General features: G+C 73.7%; 3 protein-coding genes and 1 pseudogene. 1 reads left to right on the plus strand and 3 read right to left on the minus strand.

Annotated features, from left to right (window positions below; translation table 11 throughout):
• The 3 genes and pseudogenes from VNL12_RS20205 to VNL12_RS20215 form a co-directional block, all read right to left on the minus strand.
• Nucleotides 1-837: pseudogene (locus tag VNL12_RS20205) on the minus strand (hypothetical protein); the annotation flags it as partial.
• A 197-nt stretch (nt 838-1,034) separates the two neighbouring features.
• Nucleotides 1,035-2,516: an AAA family ATPase gene (locus VNL12_RS20210; RefSeq protein WP_325597102.1), complete on the minus strand. Its 1,482-nt coding sequence runs from the start codon at nt 2,514-2,516 to the stop codon at nt 1,035-1,037.
• Nucleotides 2,513-3,124 (minus strand): GNAT family N-acetyltransferase, encoded by a 612-nt coding sequence (locus VNL12_RS20215; protein WP_325597104.1) that lies wholly within the window; start codon nt 3,122-3,124, stop codon nt 2,513-2,515. The genes VNL12_RS20210 and VNL12_RS20215 overlap by 4 nt, the downstream gene beginning before the upstream one ends.
• A 171-nt stretch (nt 3,125-3,295) precedes the next feature.
• Here VNL12_RS20215 and VNL12_RS20220 point away from each other — a divergent pair, with 171 nt between their 5' ends.
• Nucleotides 3,296-4,540 (plus strand): glutamate-5-semialdehyde dehydrogenase, encoded by a 1,245-nt coding sequence (locus VNL12_RS20220; RefSeq protein ID WP_325597106.1) that lies wholly within the window; start codon nt 3,296-3,298, stop codon nt 4,538-4,540.
• Nucleotides 4,541-4,701 lie beyond the last annotated feature (161 nt).

Genomic DNA, 4,701 nt, shown 5'->3' on the forward strand with positions numbered 1-4,701 from the left:
GCCGGGGCCCGCCGACCCGCCGACCGCGCCGGGTCCCGCCGACCCGCCGACCGCGCCGGCGGCGCCGGGGTCCGCCGACTCGCCGACGGCGCCGGGGTCCGCCGACTCGCCGACGGCGCCGGCCTCCTCGGCCTCGTCGAGGGCGAGGCGCAGGGCCTCCATCTCGGTGACGAGGCCGTCGATGTCGCCCCCGACGGTGCCGGCGCCGACCGACGGCCCGGTGCCGGTGGATAGCTCGACGGCCCGGGTGACCGTCTCGTCGAGGCGGGCGTCGAGCAACCGCAGCCGATCGGCGGCTTCGGCGATCACGGTGTCCATGCGCTCGGCGCTGGCGGCCTGGGCCCTCAGGGCCTCGGCGGTCTGGTGCGCCCGCGAGTCTGGGGCCCGGGTCTCGTCCGGCTGGTCCTCGATGGCGGCCAGCTCGCGTCGGACCCTGTCGACGTCGACTCGCTGGCGAGCCCCGGTCAAGGTGTGGCCCTGCTGGGCGATGCGCCAGATCTCATCCACGCCGTCCTCGAGGCGGTCGCCGATCTCCGCCAGGCGATCGTGGAGCGGTCCCTTGGCCATGCCCGTGACGGCGTCGTGGAAGCGCCGCCGCGAGTCGAGGGCGTCGGACACGAAGCGGCGCCAGGGCTCGTGGACCGCGAACGGGTCGGGCCGGTCCCGACGCCGCTTGTCGCGGGGCCCGGCGAGCAGCACCCGTCCGCCGTAGGCCGCCGCCCCGGCGAGGGCGACGATGGCGGTGACGGTCCCGACGAGAGGACTCAGGGTGAAGGCGCCGACCACGAGGACGACGGCGGCGATGAGGGCGAGCAGGCGCGCCAGCCGAGGTGGCATCGAGGTTGAACCGTAGTGCTCCCGTGCCCTGGCCCTCCTCCGTGTCGTGGGTGAGACGGGCCCCCTCACCGGTAGTGGTAGGGGATCTGGGGGTGGGGGCGCCCGCTCTCCCTACCAGTTCGGGGGGCTGGGCGGCACCCGGCCGTAGTGGTAGGGGATCTGGGGGTGGGGGCGCCCGATCTCGCTACCAGCTCGGCTCAGTAGGGCTCGATCGGGCGCGGGACCGGGTCAGGGGGACGGGGCTTGCGACGGATGGCGGAATCCGCGCTCTCGTCGAGGTCGGGGACATCGGCCGCCTCGAGGGTCGTGAGCTGGGCGTCGGTGGGGGATCCCTCGATGTCGACCACGCGCGAGGCGTGGCGGGCGACAGCGGCCTCGAAGAGGTTGCGGGCGACGCGCCCGTTGCCGAAGCCCTTGTCGCGCGCCTGGGCGTCGAACCAGGTGCGCACCTTCTCCGCCGCGCCGTCGTCGCAGCGGTAGCCGTTCTTCTCGCCCATCGACGTGAAGATGGCCACCAGCTCGTCGGTCGAGTAGTCGTCGAACACGATGGTCTTCGGGAAGCGGGAGCGCAGGCCCGGGTTGGACCCGATGAGCTCACCCATCTCCTCGGGGTAGCCGGCGACCACCACCACGATGCGGTCGCGGCGGTCCTCGATCAGCTTCACCAGCGTGTCGATGGCCTCGCGCCCGAAGTCGTTGCCGCCGCCGCGCACCAGGGCGTAGGCCTCGTCGACGAGCAGCAGACCCTCGTCGGCCCGGTCGAAGACCTCGACGACCTTGGTCGCGGTCTGGCCGACGAAGCCGGCCACCATGGCGCTGCGGTCGGTCTCGACCAGGTGGCCCTTCTCGACCACGCCGAGCGTCCGGTAGATCTGGGCCAGCAGACGGGCGACGGTGGTCTTGCCGGTGCCGGGGTTGCCGGCGAAGACGAGGTGGCGGCTCTGGTCGACGACCGGCAGGTCGCGCTCCTCGCGCAGGTTCTGCACCCGGATGAGGTTGGCGACGAGCTTCACCTCGGCCTTCACCCCCTCGAGGCCCACCAGCGCGTCGAGCTCGGCGAGCAGCTCCTCGAGGGGACGGGGCGGATCCCGGACCACCTCCGCCTCCGGGGCGTCGGGGGGGGTCGGCCCGCCGCCGGCGCCCAGGGTGGCGGGGTCGGGGACGCCGGGCCCACCGCCGGGACCCGGCCCGGCACCGGCGCCGGCCATGGTGGTGCGGAAGCGCTCGATCGCTCGCAGCTCGGTCTCGGTCGTGTACGGGTCGATCGCGGCGATGGCGAAGGCGATGGCCACCGCCCGGTCGTGGTAGGTCCGGGCGTGGTCGGTGGCGTGACGCCGGTCGTAGCGGGCCAGCAGGTCGAGCATCGACGACGGTGCGTCGAGCCAGGCCTGGCGCCCGTGCACCAGGCCGGAGCGACGGACGTCGGCCGGATCAGCTCGCCGCAGGTCGCCGCCCAGGCGGGGGCCGAAGATCGCCAGCAGCGACCACAGCTCGGCATCGGTGTGGACGTCGTCGCAGTCGACGAAGGCGGCCGCCAGGTTGAACGCCTCACGGGTGACGTCCGCGGCCAGGGCCGCCGAGTCGATGCCGCTGACGGTATCGGCCAGGGTCAACACGATCGGGGTGAGCGACCGCTCGAACGCGGCGACGGCGCCCTCGAGACCGGGATCGGCGTTCACCGCTCTTCGCCCTCGACGGGACCGGGATCGCGCCACATGAGCGCCAGCGGGGGCGAGCCGCCAGGTGCGACCTCGCCCATGACGCGGAAGCCGTGGCGTTGGTAGAAGGCGACGTTGACCGGGTTGGACGACTCCAGGTAGGCGCCGACGCCGTCGAGGTCGCAGCGCTCGAGGACAGGCGCGAGCACCGCGGAGGCCACCCCGCGACCCTGGTGGTGCGGGTGGGTGCCGAGGAGCGCCAGGTACCAGTGCTCGGCCTTCGGGTGGACCCGTTCGGTGGCGCGCAGCACGGCCAGGCCCCGGCGGGCTCCACCGCCCCGTGCGAGGCGGGCCATCGGGAGCGCCGAGCGGAGCAGGTCGAGGCCGCTGCTGCGCCAGCGGCCGGGTGGGGCCCACAGCGCGGCGCCGGCCCGGTCGTCGGTGGTGTAGCTGTGGCCCAGCCGCAGGCGCCCCCCGACCTCGTGGCCGAACACCGCCGGGGCCCGCTGCTCCCAGCGCTGCTCGTCGGGCACGATCCAGCGCCAGACCGGGTCGGTCGAGAAGGACCGGGCCAGCGCCGCGCCCAGCGGACCCACGTCGGCGTTGGTGGCGAGGCGGGCCCGAGGCATCGGGGCAGTCTGCCGCACGGCCAAGGCACCGGGACGCCGGCGCCGGAGCGCCACCCGCTGCGGCCGATCCGTTCTTGCGCCGAGATCGTGCGCCCACCACGGCGATCGGGCGTCAGAGGCCCCGGCGGCGGTCACGGCTGACGCCGCGACGCCCGCCGGTACGCTCGGACGGTGAGCACCTCCATCGCCGACCTCGGCCGCCGAGCCCGGGATGCGTCCCGGGTACTGGCCCGCGCGTCCACCGCCTCGAGGAACGCCGGCCTGCGGGGCGCGGCCGACCTGCTCGTCGATCGCACCGGTGAGGTGCTCGAGGCCAACGCCACCGATGTGGCCGCGGCCGAAGAAGGCGGGACGTCGGCCACCGTCGTCGACCGCCTCCGGCTCGATGCGGGACGGGTCGAGTCGATGGCTGGTGGTCTGCGTCAGGTCGCAGATCTGCCCGACCCGGTCGGCGAGGTGCTCGACGGGTGGGTGCGGCCCAACGGGCTGCGCATCTCGAGGGTGCGGGTGCCCCTCGGCGTGGTGGCGATCATCTACGAGAACCGCCCGAACGTCACCAGCGACGCCGCCGGGCTGTGCCTCAAGTCCGCCAACGTGGCGTTCCTACGCGGGTCCTCGGGTGCGATCCGCTCCAACATCGCCATCGCCGGCGTGCTGCGCGAGGCCTACGTCAAGGTCGACCTGCCCGCCGATGCGCTCGTCCTCGTCACCGACACCAGCCGCTCCGCCGCGGTCGAGTTCATGCAGCAGCGCGACTCCATCGACTGCCTCATCCCGCGCGGCGGGCCGTCGCTCATCCGCTCGATCCTCGAGAACGCCACGGTGCCCTACGTCATCGACGGCGACGGCAACTGCCACGTGTACGTCGACGCCGCCGCCGATCTCGCCATGGCCCGGGCCATCATCGTGAACGGCAAGACCCAGCGACCCTCGGTGTGCAACGCGACCGAGACGGTGCTCGTGCACACCGATGTGGCCGAGGCGCTGCTGGGTGACCTGGCCGCCGACCTCGACGGCGTCACGCTGGTCGGCGACGAACGCACCCGGGCGCTGGTCCCCGAGGCGGGAGAGGCGAGCGAGGACGACTGGGCCCGGGAGTTCCTCGACCTCACCCTGTCGGTGCGGATCGTCCCGTCGATCGACGCCGCCATCGACCACATCGCCCGCTACGGCACCGGGCACTCCGAGGCGATCGTCACCGGCGATCTGGCCGCCGCCGATCGCTTCACCGGCGAGGTCGACGCCGCCGCGGTGCTCGTCAACGCCTCGACCCGGTTCGTCGACGGCGAGGAGTTCGGCTTCGGCGCCGAGATCGGCATCTCGACCCAGAAGCTCCACGCCCGGGGCCCGATGGGGCTCCGCGAGCTCACCACCGCCAAGTACGTCGTGCGGGGTGACGGCCAGATCCGAGGCTGACCGGACGGGACCTGTGCATAAGAGGCCGAGCGGATAGGGAGGCCGTGGCCCGAGCGGCCCGGCGAGCGAAGCGAGCCAAGAGCGGGCAAGCACGGTTCTCTGGCCCTTCTCGGAGCCGCCAGGCGACGAGGAGCAAGCGAAGTGGTGACCTATCCGCTGAG

It is taken from the genome of Iamia sp. (genome assembly GCF_035575815.1).
In the GTDB taxonomy this organism is placed as follows: domain Bacteria; phylum Actinomycetota; class Acidimicrobiia; order Acidimicrobiales; family Iamiaceae; genus Iamia.

Excerpts from the sequence above, each read along its gene's own strand:
- VNL12_RS20215 (WP_325597104.1), bottom strand. The coding sequence starts at position 3,124 with ATGCCTCGGGCCCGCCTCGCCACCAACGCCGACGTGGGTCCGCTGGGC.